We start from the raw sequence: 20,182 nt of genomic DNA, 5'->3' as shown, positions 1-20,182 counted from the left end.
CACTCAGTCTCGTACGCACACGAAGATCGCCGTCCCCGGGATCAGATTCCCCCGGAGCGGCGACCAGCCGCCCCACTCCGAGGTGTTCCATTCCGGCCACTCCGGCTCGACCAGATCCACCAGCCGCAGGCCCGCCGCGACGATGTCCCGGACGCGGTCGCCGAGGGTCCGGTGGTGTTCGACGTACACCGCGCGGCCGTCGTCGTCCTGCTCGACGTACGGAGTGCGGTCGAAGTAGGGGGACGAGACGGTCAGCCCCTCAGGGCCGGGCTCGTCCGGGAAGGCCCAGCGGATCGGGTGCGTGACAGAGAAGACGAAACGGCCGCCGGGGCGCAGTACCCGGCGGACCTCCCGCAGGACCAGCACCGGGTCGGCGACGAACGGCAGCGCCCCGTACGCCGAGCAGGCCAGGTCGAAGGAGGCGTCGGCGAAGGGCAGGGCGCCCGCGTCCGCCTGCACCAGCGGGAACGCGGTACCGATCCGCAGTGCGTGCTGCAGCTGGCGGTGGGAGAGGTCCAGGGCCACCGGGCGGGCACCCTGGGCGGCCAGCCAGCGCGCGCACTGGGCCGCGCCAGCGCCGATCTCCAGGACGTCCTTGCCCTTCAGCTCCTCCGGCGGGCCGAGCAGCTCCGCCTCCACCTCGTCGAGGCCTTCAGGGCACCAGACGAAACGGTCGTCCCCGAGGAATGTGCCGTGCTCGGTCTGGTATTCGTCCGCGTTGCGGTCCCACCAGCCCCGGTTTGCCCGGGCGCTCTCCGTGACTGAGGCATCACGTCGGGTGGCTTCCGGCTCGAACGCTTCGGGCTCTTGGATGATCGGCTCCCTCGTCGTACTCTTCCGTCCAACCCCGCCGCGGTGGTGTCACGCGAGGGGTGCCTTGGGCCATGCGTGGCCTCAAGGGACACGTATTGTGCCGGGATTGCGGCGATCCGCCCCGGGTGTGCGCCTTCGCGCATTGACCCTGTCCGGCTGCCCCCGTATGCTACAAGTTGCGCTGCGGGCCTGCGCTCCTCAGACGTAGCAGGCTGCGCTCGCATCTGTTGTATGTCCCCTCGGTTGTCGAGGCGCCACCAGTGGTTTCGGTGGCGCTTCCTAGGCTGTCCGGCTTCTGCAGAGCGAAACGGGCTCCCGGCGTAAGCAGTACCTACGACTTCAATGTCCGTACCGGAGCCCTTTCCCACATGACGAGCAGCACCGAGACCACCGCCACCACCCCGCAGGTTGCGGTCAACGACATCGGTAACGAGGAAGCCTTCCTCGCCGCGATCGACGAGACGATCAAGTACTTCAACGACGGCGACATCGTCGACGGCGTCATCGTGAAGGTCGACCGGGACGAGGTCCTGCTCGACATCGGTTACAAGACCGAAGGCGTTATCCCGAGCCGCGAGCTCTCCATCAAGCACGACGTCGACCCCAATGAGGTCGTCGCCGTGGGCGATGAGATCGAGGCCCTTGTTCTCCAGAAGGAGGACAAGGAAGGCCGTCTGATCCTGTCCAAGAAGCGCGCTCAGTACGAGCGTGCCTGGGGCACGATCGAGAAGATCAAGGAAGAAGACGGCATCGTCACCGGTACCGTCATCGAGGTCGTCAAGGGTGGTCTCATCCTCGACATCGGCCTCCGTGGCTTCCTGCCGGCCTCCCTCGTCGAGATGCGCCGCGTTCGCGACCTCCAGCCGTACGTGGGCAAGGAGCTCGAGGCCAAGATCATCGAGCTGGACAAGAACCGCAACAACGTGGTCCTGTCCCGCCGTGCCTGGCTCGAGCAGACCCAGTCCGAGGTCCGCCAGACGTTCCTCACGACCCTCCAGAAGGGGCAGGTCCGCTCCGGCGTGGTCTCCTCGATCGTCAACTTCGGTGCCTTCGTGGACCTGGGTGGCGTCGACGGTCTGGTCCACGTCTCCGAGCTGTCCTGGAAGCACATCGACCACCCCTCCGAGGTTGTCGAGGTCGGCCAGGAAGTCACCGTCGAGGTCCTCGACGTCGACATGGACCGCGAGCGTGTCTCCCTGTCGCTGAAGGCGACCCAGGAAGACCCGTGGCAGCAGTTCGCCCGCACCCACCAGATCGGCCAGGTCGTGCCCGGCAAGGTCACGAAGCTGGTTCCGTTCGGTGCGTTCGTCCGCGTGGACGAGGGCATCGAGGGTCTGGTCCACATCTCCGAGCTGGCCGAGCGCCACGTGGAGATCCCGGAGCAGGTCGTCCAGGTCAACGACGAGATCTTCGTGAAGGTCATCGACATCGACCTCGAGCGTCGCCGGATCTCGCTGTCCCTGAAGCAGGCCAACGAGTCCTTCGGCTCCGACCCGGCCTCGGTCGAGTTCGACCCGACGCTGTACGGCATGGCCGCGTCGTACGACGACCAGGGCAACTACATCTACCCCGAGGGCTTCGACCCCGAGACCAACGACTGGCTCGAGGGTTACGAGAAGCAGCGCGAGGAGTGGGAGCGCCAGTACGCCGAGGCGCAGCAGCGCTTCGAGCAGCACCAGCAGCAGGTCATCAAGTCCCGCGAGGCCGACGCCGCTGCCGCGGCCGAGGGCGGCGACACGGCGGGTGCGGCTCCGGCCGCGTCCGGTGGTGGCGGCGGCGGTTCGTACTCCTCCGAGGGCCCGGACAACTCCGGTGCGCTGGCCTCGGACGAGGCGCTTGCCGCGCTGCGGGAGAAGCTGGCGGGTGGGCAGAGCTGAACGCTGGCCCGCTGAGGCATAGCGGTTAGTTGAGGGGCCGTACCTTTCGAGGTGCGGTCCCTCAGTCTTGTGCGGTCGTTGTTCGGCTGCGGGTCCGCTGTGGCTGGTCGCGCAGTTCCCCGCGCCCCTGAGGGCATCACCGGGACGCTTGCAGAAACGTGCGGGATACACAAGTAACTGAGGGGTCGTAACCGGTCGTTGGGAGGCTTCCCCGGTCATTCATGATCGGACAAGGGGAGCCGGCGCCCACCGGCCGCGTCTGCTTCGCCGGCGACTGGCTCAGCCACACCGACGCCTGGCAGCGCGGCGCGTTCACCTCCGCCCGGAAGGCCGTAACAGCCCTCCACGCGCGCGTGCTGTCCTCGTGAACCACTGGGACGGCGCTCGACCACGGCCGGCAGTGCCGCATGAAAACGCGATGAGACAGGCCTGATCAGGGACACGGGTGGGAATGCCCGTGTCCTGGGCTGTGTTGTGCAGTACGAACACGAGGAGGAGCGGTCACAGTGCTTGATCCGCAGGGTTTGTACGCATGGGAGCCGAAAGGCCTGGCCGTCGTCGACGTGGCGCTGGCACAGGAGTCGGCCGGCCTTGTCATGCTCTACCACTTCGACGGTTACATCGACGCGGGCGAAACCGGCGACCAGATCGTCGACCGGCTCCTCGACTCGCTGCCCCACCAGGTCGTCGCCCGCTTCGACCACGACCGGCTCGTGGACTACCGTGCCCGTCGGCCGCTGCTGACCTTCCAGCGCGACAAGTGGACCGACTACGAGGTGCCCGGCATCGAGGTGCGGCTCGTCCAGGACGCGACGGGTGCGCCCTTCCTGCTGCTGTCCGGACCCGAGCCGGACGTGGAGTGGGAGCGCTTCGCCGCGGCCGTGCAGCAGATCGTGAAGCGCCTCGGCGTGCGACTCGCCGTGAACTTCCACGGCATCCCCATGGGCGTCCCGCACACCCGCCCCGTCGGCCTCACCCCGCACGGCAGCCGCACCGACCTGGTCCCCGGTCACACCAGCCCGTTCGAGGAGGCACAGGTGCCGGGCAGCGCGGAGGCGCTGCTGGAGTACCGCCTCATGGAAGCCGGACACGAGGTCCTGGGCGTCGCGGCGCACGTGCCGCACTACATCGCGCGTTCCCCGTACCCGGACGCCGCCCTGACCGTCCTGGAGGCCATCACGGGAGCGACCGGACTGGTCCTCCCCAGCATCGCCCACTCCCTGCGCACGGACGCCTACCGTACGCAGACGGAGATCGACCGGCAGATCCAGGAGGGCGACGAGGAACTGGTCGCTCTCGTCCAGGGCCTGGAGCACCAGTACGACGCCGCCGCGGGCGCCGAAACGCGGGGCAACATGCTCGCCGAACCCATGGACATTCCGTCGGCGGACGAGATCGGGCAGGAGTTCGAGCGCTTCCTGGCGGAGCGGGAGGGCGACACCTGACCGGGTGCCCTGTCAGTGGCAGGCCCTAAGCTGCCGGTCATGCTGAAAGTGGGCCTGACCGGTGGCATCGGCGCCGGCAAGAGCGAGGTGTCACGGCTGCTCGTGGAGCAGGGTGCCGTCCTCATCGACGCGGACCGTATCGCGCGCGAGGTCGTCGCGCCGGGAACTCCCGGGCTCGCGGCGGTCGTCGAGGACTTCGGCACGGAGGTGCTCGCCGCTGACGGTAGCCTGGACCGGCCCAAGCTGGGCTCCATCGTCTTCGCCGACCCCGACAAGCTGGCCGTGCTGAACGGGATCGTGCACCCCCTGGTGGGCGCGCGCTCCCGTGAACTCGAAAGCGCCGCCGCCGAGGACGCCGTGGTCGTCCACGACGTCCCGCTCCTCGCGGAGAACGGCCTCGCGCCGCTGTACGACGTCGTGGTCGTCGTCGACGCGAGCCCCGAGACCCAGCTCGACCGGTTGGTCCGGCTGCGCGGCATGACGGAGCAGGACGCACGCGCGCGTATGGCCGCGCAGGCCACCCGGGAGAAGCGCTTGGAGATCGCGGACATCGTCATCGACAACGACGTACCGTTGGAAGAGCTTCAGGCACGCGTGCGCGAGGTCTGGGCGGATCTCGTCGGACGGGCGCAGGCGTCGCGGTAGCCGCCCTGCGCAGGACGTTTCGGCGATCGTCGCGCCAAGGCGCCGCTCGGTGATACGACCGCGGAATCGCGGCCCTGTTGCGGGCGTTGAACCCGTTGAGTGAGGGAAGGACTGTGCCGTGCCCGAGACCAGCGGATCGACCGGACGTACTCCGGAGACCCATGTCATCGACTTCCGTGCCGCCGAGCATCTGCTCGCCGCACGGGACCCGCGGGGCGCGGTGAAACTGCTCGACCCAGTGATCGCGGCGCACCCGGAGAACACCGCCGCACGGCTGCTACGCGCGCGTGCCTTCTTCGCGGCCGCGCAACTGCGGCCTGCCGAGCTGGAGTTCACCATCGTCCTGGAGCGTGAACCGGACAACGCGTTCGCGCACTTCGCCCTCGCCCGCACCTATGAGCGCCAGGCACGGCACGACGAGGCCAAGCGCCACTTCCGGCTCGCGGCCGCCCTGGACCCGAACCCGGAGTACATCAAGGCGGCACAATTCGACGGGTGAGTGCCCGGCAGCCGGTCACGGGGGCTGCCGGTCCGGCGGGCGCCGCTGGTGCGGTCGGGTCGGGTACTGCTGGTCCGGCGGTCGGTACGGCGGGATGTCGCGGCCCGGCTGGTAGTGCGGGCCCTGGCGGATGTGCCGGAGGATCAGCGCCATGTCGACGGTGATCACCAGCCACAGCACCCCGCAGGCGATCGCCCACCCCGGTCGTCCGGCGAGCGCGAAAGCGACCGTGCCGAAGACCGCCCAGACCAGGCCCCACGCGCTCAGCCAGAAGCGCGCCCGCAGTGCACTGCGCGCGGTCGCCGGTTCACTGCCCGTACGCATCGGGATCACTACTCCTGTCTGCAACGTACTCCTCGGTACGGACGTTCACCAAAGAGCTCATCAGCTGCCCGAGGAGGGGGAGACCACACCGTGCTGCCGGACACCGACGCGCTGCCCGAGATCCTGCTCGACCTTGCGGTACCCCACGAGGACATCAACGAACTGGTCCGCCTGCGGCACACACTTACCGCCGACGCGGGGGCGATGCGGTTCCTGGAGGAGTGCGCCAAGGGACTGGTGCGCGACATCGGGGAGATCGTCGAGTACGGCGAGGGGCTGCAGCTGGGCGAGCGGGTCGCCGAGGCGCCCGCAGCGCTGGGCCGCTACTTCGCCGCGTACGTGCTCGTCGCGGCGCTTCCGCACACGCGCGCATACCACCGCGCACGCGGTGTTCCCGCCGACATCTCCCGGCGCACCCTCGCCGACCTCGGGCGGAACATGGCCGTCCACCGCAGACGGCACGGTAGGGGAGGCGTGCAGGCCCCGCAGTGGCTCACCCTTCATTTCCGGGGGGAGCTGTACCAGTTGGGGCGGTTGCAGTTCCAGCGCGCGCGGCTCTGGCAGGGCGCGGCGGCGGAGCTCGCGGCTGCAGGGATGGACGCGACCGCCGGCACGTACTGTCTGGACGTTCACATCCCTGATTTCCTCGGCCCGCTGTCCCCGGCCGCGTGTGACCGGTCGGTGGCGCTGGCCCGCGAGTTCTTCGCGGAGCACTACCCCGAGGAGGAGTACCGGACGGGGATGTGTCACTCCTGGCTGCTGGACCCGCAGTTGAAGCGGTACCTCACCGCCGACTCCAACATCGTCCGGTTCCAGGAGCGGTTCCGGATCGCCCGCCAGGACACCGAGACCGCCGACACGGAACCGGTCCAGTTCGTGTTCGGGAACCCGGAGTTGCCGGTGGAGAGGCTGCCGCGGCGTACGTCGGTGGAGCGGGCGGTCGGAGATCATCTGCGGGCGGGCGGGCACTGGTACATCGGGCACGGGTGGTTTCCGTTGTGAGCGGGGCTCATCGAGTGGGTCATAGCTCGAACGGGTGAACCCCGGCGGCGTGGGAACGGCCGTGCGGATGTGGGCCGTTGTGCGGGCATGGGGCTGAACATGCGAAGCGGACATCAGGGGACGGGACCCGGGGCGATCACCCCGGACGGCTGTGCGGTCGAGTTCTACTCACGGCTGCCCGTAGGGGGAGAGCCGGACATCATCGCCGGAGCGGTCCCGGCGGGCGCGCACATCCTGGAGCTGGGCTGCGGCGTGGGGCGAATGACCCATCCGCTGCTGGAACGCGGCTTCACGGTCACGGCGGTGGACGAATCCGCGGAGATGCTCGAACGCGTCCGCGGGGCCCGCACCTTATGCAGCGCGATCGAGGATCTCGACCTCGGCGAGAGATTTGACGTGGTGCTGCTCGCGTCGTTCCTCGTGCACTCCGGTGACATCGAGGTGCGGCGAGGGCTGCTGCGGTCGTGCGTCCGGCATCTGGCCGACGGGGGCTGCGTGTTGATCCAACGGGAGGGAGAGGACTACCACAGGGACATACCGCGCGAGCGTGTCGATCCCAGCGGCTTCACCGTGCGGGTCGCCTCCTCGGAGCCGGTCGGCGACGGGGTGAACTCGGTGCGTGCGGAGTACGAGTTCCCGGACGCGGTCTGGACGCAGACGTTCCTGGCACGGCCGCTGACGAAGGAGCAGTTCGAGGGGGCGTTGGCGGAGGCGGGGCTGAGGGTGGACAAGTACCTGACGGACGATCGGATATGGGTGCGGGCGGTTCCCGCCGCCGGGGGGGTGAGTGGAGGCGACTGAGTACGGGTCGCCGGGCAGCGATGAGTTCTGGAGTGGGTGCCGGTCTACCTCTGTGACAGCAACACGGACCGCTGCACACAGGAGACCCCGATGTCCGAGCCCACCGCTTCGGTCAGCACCGCCGCTTCCGCCTCGTCCCGCCGTGTCGTCATCGCCGAGTCCGCGACCGCCCGTGGCCGGCGTGCCCGCATCGCCCTGCGCGGCCTGCAGGTGCTGCTCGCCCTCTTCTACGTGATCGCGAGCGCACTGCCCAAGCTGATCGCGCACCCCACCGCCGCCGAGGGCTTCAACGAGATGGGCTGGGGCAGCACGGGGATGTACATCATCGGCGCCCTCGAACTGGCCGGAGGCATAGCGCTGTTGATTCCGGTACTGCAGTCGGTGGCGGCGTTGGCGCTGAGCGGTCTGATGGTGGGCGCGTTCGTCGTCACCCTCACGTACTTCAACGGGGAGAACGCCGCGACTCCACTGATCCTCATCGTGCCGCTCGCGCTCATCGCCTGGGCTCGGCGAGGGCACAACGCGGAGCTTCTGCGGCTGGTACGGCTGGAGCGACGACGGGCATGAGGGGACGACGGGCGTGAGGGAGGGCCGGCCGGGGAGGCTGCTGCTGTGAGGCCGGGACCTGCGATCAGCGGTCTTCGGATCGGCCTCCCGTGGGGCGGCCTCCTGCGGGGCGGTCACCCGTGGCGCGGCCACTCAGTCCGCGCAGCGCCCGTAGGCGTTCCAGCTCGCGGCGGTCTCGTTTGGTCGGGCGGCCCGTGCCCCGGTCGCGGATGCCGGCGGGGGCGACGGCCTCGCGGGGCGGGGGCGGCGGGCTGTTGTCGACGTAGCACTGGACGGCTACCGGGGCGCCGACCCGCTTCCGGATCAGGCGCTTGACGACGACGATCCGCTCCCGGCCTTCGTGCCGCAGGCGGACCTCGTCGCCGACGCGGACCGAATGGGCGGGCTTGACGCGCTCGCCGTTCACCCGCACGTGGCCGCCCTTGCAGGCGGCGGCGCCCATCGAGCGGGTCTTGACCAGGCGTACGGACCAGATCCAGCTGTCGATGCGGACGGTCTCGCCGTTCTGCGGGCGGGCGGCATCGGCGGCGGCGTTCGCGGCGGCGGTCTTGGCGTCGGCCGGGACGGCGGGGATGGGTGTGGCGGGTGTGGGGGCGTCGACGGTGGCGGGGCGCTCGTGCCCCACATGTCCCTCGTTCCCCGGTCCCTGGGGCGTGCCCCTGTCGCCGTTCGCCCAGCCGTTCGTCTCGTCGTGGTCCATAGCCTTCGAAGCCATGTCTCGACCTTAGTCCTCCGCACCGGATGAATCGGCCGGGATTTCCCAGGGGCGAAGCCGGCGCCCGAGGAGCAGGAGGGCAGCTTGGGCCTAGAGCTACCGTTGCACTATGGACGTCCTCGCCGATCTCGACCAGCGGGTCGCGGGCTGTAGGGCCTGCCCGCGGCTGGTCGCCTGGCGTGAGGAGGTGGCCCGTACCAAGCGTGCTGCCTTCGCCGACTGGACGTATTGGGGGCGGCCGGTTCCGGGGTTCGGGCCGGGGGATGCCCGGTTGCTGGTCGTGGGACTGGCGCCTGCCGCGCACGGAGGGAACCGCACCGGGCGGATGTTCACGGGTGACCGTTCCGGAGACGTGCTGTATCAGGCGCTGTACGACGTCGGACTGGCGTCGCAGCCCAGCTCCGTGTCGGCGGACGACGGGCTCGAGCTGTACGGCGTCCGCGTCACCGCGCCCGTGCACTGCGCCCCGCCCGCGAACAAGCCCACGCCCGGCGAACGGGACACGTGCCGCCCCTGGCTCGTTCAGGAGCTGAGGCTGCTGCGGCCGACAGTGCGGGCGGTGGTGGTGCTCGGTGCTTTCGGCTGGCAGGCCACGCTGCCCGCGCTCGCGGAGGCCGGGTGGAACGTGCCGAGGCCGCGTCCCGTTTTTGGGCACGGTGTCAGGGTTCCGCTCGACGGGCTCGACCTCTTCGGTTGCTTCCACGTCAGTCAGCGCAACACCTTCACCGGCCGGCTCACGCCCGCGATGCTGCGGGACGTACTGCGCACGGCGGCCGGGGCGGCGGGCCTGAGCCGTGCGAATTGAGGCGACCTGACCGTCGTAAGGCCGTTCGTAAGGGCATTAAGGTGCCCGGATGGCTCTCTACCCGGAGATCGAACCGTACGACCACGGCATGCTCGACGTCGGTGACGGCAACCGCGTGTACTGGGAGACCTGCGGCAATCCGCACGGCAAGCCCGCGCTGGTGCTGCACGGCGGTCCGGGATCGGGATGTTCGCCGTATCCGCGGCGCCTGTTCGACCCCGCCGTGTACCGGATCGTGCTGCTCGACCAGCGGGGGTGCGGGCGTTCGACGCCGCCGGCGAGTGCGTATGAGACCGACATGGGCGTCAATACGACGGATCGTCTCATCGCCGATCTGGAGCTGCTGCGGCGGGAGTTGGGGATCGGGCGGTGGCTGGTGTGGGGCGTGTCGTGGGGGTCGGTGCTGGGGCTGCGGTATGCGCAGACGTATCCCGAGGTGGTGTCGGAGCTGGTGCTGACGGGGGTGGCGACCGGGGCCAATCCCGAAGTCGCCCTGCTGACCAGGGGACTTGGGAAGATCTTTCCGGCGGCGTTCGAGCGGTTCGTCGGTGAACTGCCCGTCGATGAAAGGGACGGCAACCTCGCGGCCGCGTACAACCGGCTGCTCGAGTCACCGGATGCCGAGGTGCGGGCGCGGGCCGCGCGGGCCTGGACCGACTGGGAGACGGCGACGATTCCAGCGCCGCCGCGTTCGGTGCCGCGGTTCGAGGATCCGGTGTTCCGTCTGGGCTTCGCCCGCACCGTCACGCACTACTGGGGCAACGACCACTTCCTGCGCGAGGGCAACGACCAGGGCGTGGTCCTGCGCGATGCGCACCTGCTCAAAGGCATCCCCGGCACGCTCGTCCAGGGCAGCCTGGACTTCGGCAACCTGCTCGGCATCGTGTGGCGGCTTCATCACGCCTGGCAGGGAAGCGAGTTGGTGATGATCGACGAGGTCGGCCACGATGCCGGGGCGCCGGGGGTGGCCGAGGCGCTGGTGGCGGCGACGGACAAGTACGGGGCGCGCTAGGGGGTTCGGGGCGCGCTAGGGGAGTTCGGCCTCGCCGAACAGCTGCCGTACCGTCGAGCGGTAGTTGGTCCGCACGTGGGCGAGTGCGTGAGCGCGGGCTCGCTCCGGGTCGCCGGAGGCGATCGCCTCGTACAACTCGCGGTGCTCCACGAGGAGTTGGGGCCATTCCTCGTTCCGCCGGGTCATCCAGCGCAGGCGGCCGGCGACGGGTTCGAGGGCCTCCAGCAGCAGGCTGTTGTCGGCCATGGCCACGATGCGGTCGTGCAGGCGGCTGTTGATGTCGGTGATCGCCTCCGCGTCCCCGGCCTCGGTCGCGGTGGCGGCGCGCTCGAGCAGTTCCTCCACCTCGGCCAGGTCCTGCGGGGTCGCGCGCGCGGCGGCCAGTCCCGCCGCGTACACCTCGAGCGCCTCGCGCAGCTCGAAGAGTTCCTTGACGTCGTTCGGGGTCAGCCGGCGGACGACAGTACGGCGTGGCGTCTCGAAGTGGACGAACCCCTCCGCGACCAGCGCGCGGATCGCCTCGCGGACCGGTACGCGGGAGACGCCGAAACGTTCGGCGAGCTCCCGCTCCACGAGCCGGTCGCCGGGGCGGAGGCGGCCCGCGATGATCTCCTGTCGCAGGTTCGCCAGGACGCGCTCGCGAACCGCGCCGAGGGGTTCGATCTTCGTCACGGAGCTCATGGAGCCATCTTCGCCGACTCAGGGCGTGTTTTACGGAGCGTTAACAGCAACGACATCGGTCGGAACGGTTGACGGGAGGACCATGTCGGCAGTTTGGTATACCAAACGCGTCGCCAAGCGACCGGAAACAAGCCACCGGAAAGCAGTTACCGGACCAAGCCACCGGAAAGCCTTCCTCCTCCGTCCCCCGTCCATGGAGGCCCCGTGTCCCTCGCCGACCGTGCCGAAGCCACCGGCACAGCAGCGTTCGTCCCCGATCCCCGGCTCACCAACGAAGACCTCGCGCCCGCGGGCAAGCGCAACTGGAAGGTCTTCGACCTCTTCGCCATGTGGATGTCCGACGTCCACAACCTGGGCAACTACACCTTCGCCGCCGGCCTGCTCGTCCTCGGCATGAACGTGTGGCAGGTCTTCACGTCCCTGCTCGTCGGCTTCGTGCTCATCTACATCGGCATGAACTGGATGGGCAGCATCGGCCAGCGCCACGGCGTGCCCTTCCCGGTCATCAGCCGCATCAGCTTCGGCGTCTGGGGTGCGAACATCCCCGCGCTGATCAGGGCCGTGATCGCCATCATGTGGTACGGCATCCAGACCTACCTGGCCTCCGTCGCGGTCAACGTGATGCTGCTCGCCGCCTGGCCGGGCCTGGAGTCCTGGACCCACAGCTCCTTCCTCGGGCTGGACGCGCTCGGCTGGGTGTCCTTCCTGGCTCTCTGGCTGATCCAGGCGGCGATCATCAGCCAGGGCATGGAGTCGGTGCGGAAGTTCCAGGACTTCTGCGGTCCGGCGATCTGGGTGGTGATGATCGCGCTGGCGGTCTGGATCCTGGCCAAGGCCGGCTGGACCATCTCGCTCACCTCGACCCCGCACCCGGTCTCCGTCGGCGAGCAGTGGCGGCAGTGGTTCGGCGCGATCGGCCTGATCCTCGCCACGTACGGCACCCTGATGCTCAACTTCTGCGACTTCTCCCGCTTCGCGCCGGACTACCGCACCGTGCGCCGCGGCAACTTCTGGGGACTGCCGATCAACTCGACCGCCTTCGTGGTCGTGTCCGTGATCGTCACGGCCGGCTCGCTGGAGGTCTTCGGCGAGGCCATCACCGACCCGGCGGAGCTGGTCGCCAAGGTCGGCAACACCTGGGTGCTGGTGCTGGCGGCCCTGACCTTCGCCATCGCCACCATGGGCGTCAACATCGTCGCCAACTTCGTCTCACCGGCGTACGACCTGGCCAACGTCTGGCCCCAGAAGATCACCTTCAAGATCGGCGGCATGATCAGCACGGTGGCCGCGCTGCTGGTGACGCCGTGGAACCTCTTCTCGAACCCGACGGTCGTCCAGTACTTCCTCGGCGGCCTGGGCGCCTTCCTCGGCCCCCTCTTCGGCGTGATCATGGTCGACTACTACTGGGTCAAGCGCGGCCGGGTCGACGTCAACGAGTTGTTCGACGCCACGCCCGGCTCGCGCTACTACTACAGGAAGGGCGTCAATCCCAAGGCGCTGTGGGCGTTCCTGCCGGCGGCGGGGGTCGCGGCGGTGCTGGCCCTGGTGAAGACGTTCAGCGATGTGGCGCCGTACTCGTGGTTCATCGGCACCGCGTTGGCGGCGGGGCTCTATGTGCTGCTGTGCCGCAGCGAACGGGCGGCTGCCCCCGCATCCGTTTCCGAGAAGCCCGTGGAGGTCTGAGGAACGTGCGGATCGTCGTCACCAACTGCAACACCACGCAGGAGATGACCGCCGAAATCGTACGAGGTGCCCGGGCCGCCGCAGGCCCGGGCACCACCGTGACCGGGCTGACCCCCGCGTGGGGACCCGAGTCGGCGGAGGGCTGGCTGGACAGCTATCTGTCGGCCGCGGCGGTCCTCGACACGTTGCGGACGTACGAGGGTCCTGCGTACGACGCAGTGGTCATGGCCGGTTTCGGAGAGCACGGGCGAGAGGGCGTCCGGGAGTTGGTGGACGTACCGGTCGTCGACATCACGGAGGCGGCTGCGCATCTGGCGTGTCTGCTTGGCCGGCGGTACGGGGTGGTGACCACGCTGGAACGGTCGCGCGGGCAGATCGAGGACAGTCTGGAGACGGCGGGCGTCGGGCGCAATTGCGCGGCCGTCGTGGGAACGGGGCTGAGCGTCCTCGACCTGGGTGACGCCGAGCGCACGGAGGCGGCGTTCCTGACGGCGGCCGAGCGGGCGTGCGCTGCGGGGGCGGAGGTTCTTGTGCTGGGGTGTGCCGGAATGACGGGACTGCAGCGGGCTGTGGGGGAGAAGCTGGGCATTCCGGTTGTCGACGGAGTCGGGGCCGCGGTGAAGCTGGCGGAGTCGCTGGTGGGGTTGGGGCTGATGACGAGCAGGGCGGGGAGTTATGCGAAGCCGGTGCCGAAGAGGAGGGTGTGGGGGTCGTCGTCGGAGTGACGGCCCGTGACCGGCTCAGGGCCGCCAGGCATACCGGATATCGGGCTCCCGCTCCTCGTTGCCGCTGCCGTCGGTGCGGTGGACCTCCGTGAAGCCGTGCCTTTCGTAGAAGCGCTGGGCGGGGTGGTTGACCTGGAAGGCCCACAGGGTGAGGCCGGTGGGGCTGAGTTCCTTGGCCAGCGCGACGAAACGGTCCCCGATGCCCCGCCCTCGCCAATCGGGGTCGAGATACAGCGCGTTCACTTCCTCGCCGTCCAGGGTCATCATGCCGACGACCACACCCGCGCCCGCGCCCCCGCTCTCGACCATGGCCTCCGCGACCCAGGTCGTGCCCCGAGGTATCACCACGTCCCGGAAGTACGCGCGTATCTCGTCGTCGGAGTGGGCCCGCCGGACGGTGGGCAGGGCGGCGCTGTAGGAGCGCAGCCAGACGTCCGCCGCCGCGGGGGCGTCCGGGGCGGAGGCCCGGCGGAGGGCGACGGACATCATGAGCTCCCCTTCCGGTTCCGGGACGACAACGGACGTCATGCGCCCGCCCCTTCCGGCTCAGGGACGACGGCCGTCGCTGTGATCTCGACCAGCTGCCCGGTGTAGCCGAGGCAGGCGACGCCGAGGAGTGTGGACGAGTGCGGTCCCGTACTGAGCCCCGACGCCTCGACGACGTTCCACACGGCGGACAGCACCGCGCTCTCACCGCTCACGACATACACCTCGGTCGATACGACATGGGCCAAGTCACTCCCGACCGCCCGCAGTTGCGCACGCAGGTTGGCGATCACCTGCTCGGCCTGTCGCACGGGATCCCCCTCCCCGACCAGCTTCCCCTCGGCGTCGAGCGGCACGGCCCCGGCAAGGAACGCGAGCTTCGTGCCGGCCTCGACGACGGAGGCGTGGGAGTAGGTCGGCGGAGAAAAGAGGCTCGGGACGGTGACGCGCTGGATCACGGCGGCTCCTCGTGCGGTGAACGGGCAACCTGCCGATCATCCGTGCTGTCACCCGGGTACGGCATCCGAATTTTCCCGCTCGCCGAACCGCTCCCCGAACGGCACAACCCGGCCGTCCGCATACGGGCTCTCCACACACCAGCCCTCCTCCCGGGCAACCCGCTCGAAGATCCCGATCTTGTAGGCGAGCCCCTCCGGCTCACCGATGTCACACGACCATGCGGCCTCGGACCACTCCTCCTCCCCGCGCACCAACGGCCAACCCCGCACCGCGAGGTGCAGCGCCAGCGTCGAACGCGCATACAGGCGTACGGCATCGCGCTCATCCCGCATACGCCGGTACCGCTCTGTCTCCCGCAGGCGGAGCCGCCCGCCGGCGTTCCCGGCCACGAGGAGCGGGACCATCGCCGTGGGCCCGCCGTCCGTGGACATGCCGTCCGTGGACCCTCCGCCCGGTCCGTCCGAGTCGGCGATCAGGAACGTCAACTCGCCATCCGCCTCCATCACTTCATACCGGGGCAGATACGAAAGCCTGGCGAACCCCAGCGCGTGCTTCCAGGACGTGAGCCACAAACCCCGGCCGAGGTAGTAGCGGACGGTCCGCTGCCAGGTCCAGTGCGTGTCCAGACGGAACCCGTGCAGCCCTTCGGCGCGGCAGGCGTCGTACACCATGTCCAGGACGGCCGACGCGATTCCCCGACGCCGGGCCACGGGATGGACGTAGAGCGAGGAGAGTCGCAACGCGCCCGCGCCGATGGGCCAGGTGTCCACGGCGACGGTCCCCGCCGTGCCGTACCCGCCACCGGGTGTCCGAATCCAGTACCTCCTTCCGAAATCCTCGTCGTACCTGTACTCGCGCCCCGACGAGCCCAGTCGGACACGTAAGCCCTTCTCGCCCGACACCGTGAGCGAGTCCGGGTCGACGCAGGTGCCGAGTGCGCCCTCGGCGAGTGAGGCGAGATCCCAGAGACCGAACCGGCGGCCCTCACCGAAGGTGACGGGGCGCAGCCAGGGGGAGGCCGCCAGACGGTCGTGCACGCGGAGAGCTTGATCATCCTTCATGGGCCCGGAGGCTAGGTTCACCTCGGCCGACGGCGCAGGCGCTGCCGGATCCTCGCCCGGAGATGTCATTCCGGCGGTGGACCCCACTCCCGTTCACGCAGCTGCCGTTCGCACTCCTGTGCAAGGTGTGGGTACGCCTCGGTGATGGCGGTGTAGACGCGTCGCCTGAGCAGGTCCTCGGCCGCCGCGCGGCCGGTGCTGCCGTGCAGTCCGCTCAGGAGCTCGTCGTAGCGGGTGAGGCGATGGCGGAGGTAGTCGACCTTCCATCGGTCGAGGTCGGGAGGGTCGGCACCGTCGGCTGTGGCGGGGTCGGCACTGTGCCCCCACCTCTCGTAACTCCTTTTGCCGTCCTGGCAGTTGTAGTGATCGACTGCCATGGCCGCCAGCTTCCGCTCGGCCAGCCGTGGCACATCGACCGGCTCCGCCGCGATCCGGGCCAGCACCTCCTGCCGACGGCGCTGGGCTGCCGCTTTCGCCGACACGGAGCGTCGCGCGGCTGCCGCCGCCACCGCCCGGAACTCCTCGCTCCGCTCGGCGGATTCCACCCGCTCGACGAGGTAGAGCCGAATCTGCGGGGCCGCCCGGAAGTGCGGATTGACCCGCAAGAGATCGGGCTCACCGAGCAGTCGGCGCACCATTCCCGGCGTCCACCCACGGGCACGCAGCCCGGCCGCCGAGATGTGCGCCCGCGTCGACCGCAGACCGCCGCCATTCTCCGCACCGTGTTCCCGACCGCCCTCGTCCCTGCCGTCGTCCCAGCCCTCGTCCCGCTCCAGCATCGTCATCGCGCACCCCCGTAGCGCTCTCATCCGTCACGCTCTGTGACGACTAGATCCATTAGAGCGCACGCCACTGACAATCGCCCCGGCCGAACCGGAGGGCCGAAGGCTGCAGGGCTGGAGGGCTGAGGGTGCTGTGTGTCAGGACACCGACATGAAGTGCCAGGCTTCGAGGCCCCGCTCACGCTCCCGGACCGTCAGGACCCCCGTCGGCCAGCGGGGGGGGGGTGCCCCCATCCGCGGTTCGCCCGCCCGGAGACCGCGGTGCCGGAAGGTCGATCAGATCGCTCACCCCCGCCACCTCCTGCAAGGTCCGCGCCAGCGACACCAACGACTGCCGCACTGCCTCGATCTCGCCGCGCAGCGCGTCGGCGTGCTCCCACTCACGCTCGTAGGCCACCGGATCGCGTCCGCCCGGCCGCTGGGACTCGTACGCGCTCAGTCGTGGATGCCACGACGCGAGCAGCGGTCGCAGCACACGGTTGAGGACGGTCACGGCGAGGACGCCGAAGCTGACATGGCCGGGAGCCAGGGGCGGGGCGACTTCGGGGCCGTAGCGGCGGAGGATCTCGCGAGTGGTGTTGAAGATGGTGTAGAGGGAGGACAGCGCTTCGCGCAGGAAGCCCTCGTCCCGGTCGAGTTCCTCGACCGACACCCGGGTGATCAGCTCCAGGTACAGCTCCCAGGCCGCGCTGCGTTCCGCCTCGGCCGGCTCCCAGGTCCCGGAGATCTCGCCGACGAAGGGAATCGTCAGCTTGGCCGTGATCTGCGACGGACCGCTCGGACTCCGTCGCCTGCGCTGCCTGTGTCTCATGATCGCCCTCCCCGGTACCCACAGTAGGGTAAGTCGCCGTGTGGGACGTCTTCCTCAGCTACAGCCGCGGTGACTTGGAGCGGGTGCGTCCGCTCGCAGGTGCGCTGCGCGACGGTGGTCTTGAGGTGTTCACGGACGAGACGGGAGTCGCGTCCTTCACCGGCATCAGTGACACCATCCGGCGCGAACTGGCCCGCTCCAAGGCCCTGCTGGCGTACTACTCCACCGGCTACCCCGAACGCGAGGCCTGCCAGTGGGAGCTGACCACCGCGTATCTCGCCGGACTTGGCGAGGGCGACCCGCGACGCCGCGTCATGGTCGTCAACCCCGAACCGGGAACCGGCCACATCCACCCCGTCGAACTCCGCGACGCGCGATACGCCTCGGCCGACGACATCGGCGCGGTCGTGGCCGACGTACGCGCGCACGTCTCCAGGCTCGACGGTCCGATGACGCCCGCACGGCACGGAGTACGGCGATGGGTGTCCGGCGTGCCCCAGCCGCGCACTGAATTCCTGGGGCGCCTGTCCGAGTTGTGGCAGGTGCATTCCGCGCTGCATGCCCACACAGCACCCCTGGTCACCGGCCGCCGCACCGCCGCGCACGCCGTTCAGATCCGTGGCATGGCGGGGATCGGCAAGTCGCTGCTGGCGCAGGAGTACGCCGTACGGTTCGAAGCGGCGTACCCGGGCGGGGTTTTCTGGCTGAACGGGGAGTCGTACGAGGACTCGCTGCGCGGACTCGGCCCGAACCTCGGTGACATGGGCGAACCGTTCCTCTGGATCGTCGACGCCGTCCCCGTCTGCCGGCTCACCCGGCGCGAGGTCGCGGCGATGGCCGCACCGCACCCGCTCGGCCACACGCTCTTCACGCTGCGCGGTCGGGCGTACGACGGACTGGGCACCCCTGTCGACCTAGGACCGCTCGACGAGCGGCACGCGCGCGTGCTGATCGGCGACGACGTGCTCGCTCAGGCGGTGGAGGGGCATCCACTCGCACTCGCCCTCCTGGGCCGTGCGATCCGGGCGGGTCAGGACCCGCGCACCCTCTACGACCGTCTGCACGCCCGGGACGGCTCCCTTCTTGACATGCTGGCCGGCGACGACGTCACGGCGCCCCTCGTCCGGGACGTGGACACGGCAGACGCATCCGATGTCCTCCGGTGCGCGGCGGCCCTGCACCCGCTGCCGCTGACCGTCGAGGACGCGGAGCGCGTCCTGGCCGCCACCGACCGAGTGCCGCGTGCGGTGGCCCACCGGCGTGCCCAGAACGGCGTCGCCGAACTCCACGTACGCAGCCTCGTCACCCCCGCTCCCGAGGGCCGCTGGCAGCTTCACCCGGTCACCCTGCACGCCTGGCACCATCACGACCCGGCCCCCGCCCGTACCGAGGTCCTCCGGCACGCCGCCCTGCGCACCCTGTGCGCCCGCCGCGACCCCGTTACGCTGGGCCTCCCCGGAAGCCGAAGGGAGGCCCCCATGGCAGCACCCAGTGAGTCGGAACGGATGGCCGCCTTCGACATCCAGGTCGAGTTGGTCACCCGCATCGGCGTGCAGGAACTGGCACCGGGCACCGGCAGTCTGCGCGAGGCCCTGACCTCCCTGAAGTCCCTGATCGACTTCACGCGCGCGACGCTGCACACGTACAGCATCGGGCTGGAGCGCGGGACGGAGGGCGGCACGCCGACGGTGCAGAGCCTGGCGTACTCCTTGATCAACGACGCCATCCGTCCCTTCACCGGCACCTGGCACCCCCGGCTCGCCGCCTACGAGGCGCGGTGTCCGGCGGAGGTCGCACCGCTCGACCATGAGGCGGCCTGGCCGGAGGCGGCGGCCATGCGGGACGAACTGGCGCGGCTGCGGGAGCCGTTGCTGCGCATCGCGGAGCGGCTCGGAGGGATCTCCGGGGCGGATTTCGGAGTGGCGGCGACGGGTTGAGGCCCCCCGCATAGACGGGTTGAGGCCCGCGCGTAATTGCGTGGAGTCGCGTACGACGGCTCCGTACGCTGCGCCCCATGCCGTCCCTCACCGACCCCGAGTTCCTCGACAGCACGGCCGACCGCCTCGCCGCCCTCTCCACCGTCCAGGCGGTCGCCCTCGGCGGCTCCCGGGCCCAGGGCACGCACACGTCGGAGAGTGACTGGGATCTGGCCGTCTATTACCGCGGCCCCTTCGACCCCGCCGACCTCCGCGCCGTCGGCTGGGAGGGCGAGGTCTCGGAGGTGGGCGGCTGGGGCGGCGGGGTGTTCAACGGGGGTGCGTGGCTGACGATCGACGGGCGGCGCGTCGATGTGCACTATCGCGATCTCGACGTGGTTGAGCGGGAGTTGGCGGAGGCGGAGGAGGGGCGGTTCCGGGTGGAGCCGTTGTTGTTCCATCTCGCGGGGATTCCGAGCTACTTGGTCGTGGCGGAGTTGGCGGTCAACCGGGTGCTGAGGGGTGAACTGCCCCGGCCGGCGACCTATCCGGAGAAGCTGCGCCGTGCGGCGAACGAGCGCTGGTACGGCTCCGCCCGGGCGACCCTCGCCTACGCCAGAACCAACCATGCGCCCGCCGGTCGTCGTACGGAGGTCGCGGGTGCCATCGCGGTCGCGGCTGTTCAGGCGGGGCACGCCGTGCTCGCGGCGCGAGGGGAGTGGGTGACGAACGAGAAGCGACTGTTGGAGCGGGCGGGCCTGCGGGGGGTCGACGACATCATCGCCTCCATCGGAGTGACCCCCGATGCGATAGGGCGAGCCGTAGCGGCGGCAGAATCGCTCTTGCGGGCGCGCGTCTCACCGCTGAGGGGGGATCACCCGTCCACTCCTGACCGGGAACCCTTGGACGGTTGATTGCGTTCATAAAGATCGCGCTCTTCCTGCCAACCGTCACACTCCCGAAATACGACCGTTCCATCCCCTCCAGGAACCCGATCTACCGTAGAAGCCACACACAGCAGAAGCCCCACACACCCCAAAGCCCGGCCACCGTCGCCCGAAGGCAAAGCCCGC

Annotated in this window: 23 protein-coding genes; 14 read left to right on the top strand and 9 right to left on the bottom strand. The window is 69.7% G+C overall.

What is annotated here, in order from left to right; all coding sequences use genetic code 11:
• Positions 1-3: 3 nt before the first annotated feature.
• Complete coding sequence (locus KCH48_RS20105) at positions 4-639, bottom strand: class I SAM-dependent methyltransferase (RefSeq protein ID WP_374104695.1); 636 nt, start codon at positions 637-639, stop codon at positions 4-6.
• A gap of 542 nt (positions 640-1,181) precedes the next feature.
• Here KCH48_RS20105 and rpsA point away from each other — a divergent pair.
• The 5 genes from rpsA (at position 1,182) to KCH48_RS20080 (ending at position 5,279) form a co-directional block, all read left to right on the top strand.
• On the top strand, positions 1,182-2,690 hold the full coding sequence (gene rpsA, locus KCH48_RS20100; RefSeq protein ID WP_210575955.1) for a 30S ribosomal protein S1: 1,509 nt from the start codon (positions 1,182-1,184) through the stop codon (positions 2,688-2,690).
• Positions 2,691-2,911: 221 nt separating this feature from the next.
• Positions 2,912-3,058, top strand: coding sequence for a hypothetical protein (locus KCH48_RS20095; protein ID WP_210576017.1), 147 nt, complete (start codon positions 2,912-2,914; stop codon positions 3,056-3,058).
• A 138-nt stretch (positions 3,059-3,196) separates the two neighbouring features.
• Positions 3,197-4,135, top strand: coding sequence for a PAC2 family protein (locus tag KCH48_RS20090; protein WP_210575952.1), 939 nt, complete (start codon positions 3,197-3,199; stop codon positions 4,133-4,135).
• A 39-nt stretch (positions 4,136-4,174) separates the two neighbouring features.
• The gene (gene coaE, locus KCH48_RS20085; protein WP_210575949.1) at positions 4,175-4,780 is read left to right on the top strand and encodes a dephospho-CoA kinase; all 606 of its coding nucleotides are present in this window, start codon (positions 4,175-4,177) and stop codon (positions 4,778-4,780) included.
• Positions 4,781-4,898: 118 nt separating this feature from the next.
• Complete coding sequence (locus KCH48_RS20080) at positions 4,899-5,279, top strand: tetratricopeptide repeat protein (RefSeq protein ID WP_210575948.1); 381 nt, start codon at positions 4,899-4,901, stop codon at positions 5,277-5,279.
• Positions 5,280-5,294: 15 nt separating this feature from the next.
• Here KCH48_RS20080 and KCH48_RS20075 read toward each other — a convergent pair whose 3' ends face one another.
• Positions 5,295-5,603, bottom strand: coding sequence for a DUF6343 family protein (locus tag KCH48_RS20075; protein WP_210575946.1), 309 nt, complete (start codon positions 5,601-5,603; stop codon positions 5,295-5,297).
• 90 nt (positions 5,604-5,693) lie between these two features.
• On the opposite strand from KCH48_RS20075, the gene KCH48_RS20070 reads away from it, so the two are divergent.
• The 3 genes from KCH48_RS20070 to KCH48_RS20060 all read left to right on the top strand — a co-directional run bounded on the left by KCH48_RS20070 (position 5,694) and on the right by KCH48_RS20060 (position 7,973).
• Entirely contained in the window at positions 5,694-6,605 is a 912-nt protein-coding gene (locus tag KCH48_RS20070) for an acyltransferase domain-containing protein (protein WP_210575944.1), read from the top strand.
• A gap of 99 nt (positions 6,606-6,704) precedes the next feature.
• A complete protein-coding gene (locus tag KCH48_RS20065; RefSeq protein WP_210575943.1) occupies positions 6,705-7,406 on the top strand; it encodes a bifunctional 2-polyprenyl-6-hydroxyphenol methylase/3-demethylubiquinol 3-O-methyltransferase UbiG in 702 nt (233 codons plus the stop codon).
• A gap of 90 nt (positions 7,407-7,496) precedes the next feature.
• The gene (locus tag KCH48_RS20060; RefSeq protein WP_210575942.1) at positions 7,497-7,973 is read left to right on the top strand and encodes a DoxX family protein; all 477 of its coding nucleotides are present in this window, start codon (positions 7,497-7,499) and stop codon (positions 7,971-7,973) included.
• 64 nt (positions 7,974-8,037) lie between these two features.
• Here the strand turns inward: KCH48_RS20060 and KCH48_RS20055 are convergent, their stop codons facing one another.
• The gene (locus tag KCH48_RS20055) at positions 8,038-8,688 is read right to left on the bottom strand and encodes an RNA-binding S4 domain-containing protein (protein WP_246885547.1); all 651 of its coding nucleotides are present in this window, start codon (positions 8,686-8,688) and stop codon (positions 8,038-8,040) included.
• Positions 8,689-8,797: 109 nt separating this feature from the next.
• Between KCH48_RS20055 and KCH48_RS20050 the strand changes: the two genes are divergently transcribed.
• Together KCH48_RS20050 and pip are read left to right on the top strand one after the other, a co-directional pair.
• A complete protein-coding gene (locus KCH48_RS20050) occupies positions 8,798-9,493 on the top strand; it encodes a uracil-DNA glycosylase (RefSeq protein WP_210575941.1) in 696 nt (231 codons plus the stop codon).
• 49 nt (positions 9,494-9,542) lie between these two features.
• Positions 9,543-10,505 (top strand): prolyl aminopeptidase, encoded by a 963-nt coding sequence (gene pip / locus KCH48_RS20045; RefSeq protein WP_210575939.1) that lies wholly within the window; start codon positions 9,543-9,545, stop codon positions 10,503-10,505.
• Positions 10,506-10,520: 15 nt separating this feature from the next.
• Here the strand turns inward: pip and KCH48_RS20040 are convergent, their stop codons facing one another.
• The gene (locus tag KCH48_RS20040; protein ID WP_210575938.1) at positions 10,521-11,186 is read right to left on the bottom strand and encodes a GntR family transcriptional regulator; all 666 of its coding nucleotides are present in this window, start codon (positions 11,184-11,186) and stop codon (positions 10,521-10,523) included.
• Between the two features lie 204 nt (positions 11,187-11,390).
• On the opposite strand from KCH48_RS20040, the gene KCH48_RS20035 reads away from it, so the two are divergent.
• Positions 11,391-12,869 carry an NCS1 family nucleobase:cation symporter-1 gene (locus tag KCH48_RS20035; protein ID WP_210575935.1) on the top strand — a complete coding sequence of 493 codons (1,479 nt, stop codon included), beginning with the start codon at positions 11,391-11,393 and terminating at the stop codon, positions 12,867-12,869.
• Between the two features lie 5 nt (positions 12,870-12,874).
• Entirely contained in the window at positions 12,875-13,594 is a 720-nt protein-coding gene (locus tag KCH48_RS20030; RefSeq protein WP_210575933.1) for an aspartate/glutamate racemase family protein, read from the top strand.
• A gap of 15 nt (positions 13,595-13,609) precedes the next feature.
• Here the strand turns inward: KCH48_RS20030 and KCH48_RS20025 are convergent, their stop codons facing one another.
• From KCH48_RS20025 to KCH48_RS20005, 5 genes are all read right to left on the bottom strand, one after another.
• Positions 13,610-14,122, bottom strand: coding sequence for a GNAT family N-acetyltransferase (locus KCH48_RS20025; RefSeq protein WP_246885546.1), 513 nt, complete (start codon positions 14,120-14,122; stop codon positions 13,610-13,612).
• Entirely contained in the window at positions 14,119-14,538 is a 420-nt protein-coding gene (locus KCH48_RS20020) for a RidA family protein (RefSeq protein WP_210575931.1), read from the bottom strand. The genes KCH48_RS20025 and KCH48_RS20020 overlap by 4 nt, the downstream gene beginning before the upstream one ends.
• Before the next feature lie 48 nt (positions 14,539-14,586).
• Positions 14,587-15,600: a GNAT family N-acetyltransferase gene (locus tag KCH48_RS20015; protein WP_210575929.1), complete on the bottom strand. Its 1,014-nt coding sequence runs from the start codon at positions 15,598-15,600 to the stop codon at positions 14,587-14,589.
• Positions 15,601-15,665: 65 nt separating this feature from the next.
• Complete coding sequence (locus tag KCH48_RS20010) at positions 15,666-16,385, bottom strand: hypothetical protein (protein WP_246885545.1); 720 nt, start codon at positions 16,383-16,385, stop codon at positions 15,666-15,668.
• A 175-nt stretch (positions 16,386-16,560) separates the two neighbouring features.
• On the bottom strand, positions 16,561-17,193 hold the full coding sequence (locus KCH48_RS20005) for a hypothetical protein (RefSeq protein WP_210575926.1): 633 nt from the start codon (positions 17,191-17,193) through the stop codon (positions 16,561-16,563).
• 38 nt (positions 17,194-17,231) lie between these two features.
• On the opposite strand from KCH48_RS20005, the gene KCH48_RS20000 reads away from it, so the two are divergent.
• Positions 17,232-19,130 carry a toll/interleukin-1 receptor domain-containing protein gene (locus KCH48_RS20000; RefSeq protein WP_210575923.1) on the top strand — a complete coding sequence of 633 codons (1,899 nt, stop codon included), beginning with the start codon at positions 17,232-17,234 and terminating at the stop codon, positions 19,128-19,130.
• A 77-nt stretch (positions 19,131-19,207) separates the two neighbouring features.
• Complete coding sequence (locus tag KCH48_RS19995) at positions 19,208-20,023, top strand: nucleotidyltransferase domain-containing protein (RefSeq protein WP_210575920.1); 816 nt, start codon at positions 19,208-19,210, stop codon at positions 20,021-20,023.
• Positions 20,024-20,182: the final 159 nt, after the last annotated feature.

The sequence above is a fragment of the Streptomyces sp. GESEQ-4 genome (assembly GCF_017948455.1).
Lineage (GTDB): Bacteria > Actinomycetota > Actinomycetes > Streptomycetales > Streptomycetaceae > Streptomyces.
This window is presented reverse-complemented; position numbering and strand designations above follow the sequence as displayed.